Genomic DNA, 612 nt, shown 5'->3' with positions numbered 1-612 from the left:
AACAGGCAAAGGTACAATACGAATACTATTTGACGCAGACAAAAAAATATGATCAAACCGTCCACATATTACATGATGTAAATAAGCATATTAAAGCAATCGAAGGATTATATGGTGCAGAGCAGGGGAATACGGCAGGAGAATATGCAGCGGAAATCAGAGAACTGTTAAAGCCACTCATTCCGGTTCAATACACAGAAAATCCAATATTAAACATTCTTCTTACCGATAAAGAATCCGTTATGAGGGAAAAAGGTATTTCAGTAACCATAAAGGTGGATAATGTGAATCTGAATTTCCTTGCACCAATCGACATTACAACTATTTTTGGAAATTTATTAGATAATGCGATTGAGGCAGCAGAGAAGCTGGAAGGAGAGAAATATATTTCGATTAAGATTGGCTCATACCATAAAATGATAGCTGCCAGCATCGAAAATAACTGCGGGGAGGTAAAGTGGAAAAATGGTTTTCCGGTATCAGCGAAAGGAAAAGGCGGTGGAATAGGACTGCTGAATGTTCAGAGCAGTGTAAAAAAATATGATGGAAATTTAATATTGAAAAGTGATGGAAATAAATTTATTGCTGAGTTATTCCTCAATTCATAAAAAG

1 protein-coding gene is annotated in these 612 nt (G+C 35.9%); it reads left to right on the top strand.

The genetic code is table 11. The features are described 5' to 3' along the window. Window positions 1-608: ATP-binding protein (locus H8S17_RS16330; protein WP_117842382.1), on the top strand; the 608-nt coding region annotated here is incomplete at its 5' end. Between the last annotated feature and the right edge of the window lie 4 nt (window positions 609-612).

The organism is Roseburia zhanii, from assembly GCF_014287635.1.
Lineage (GTDB): Bacteria > Bacillota > Clostridia > Lachnospirales > Lachnospiraceae > Roseburia_B > Roseburia_B zhanii.
This window is presented reverse-complemented; position numbering and strand designations above follow the sequence as displayed.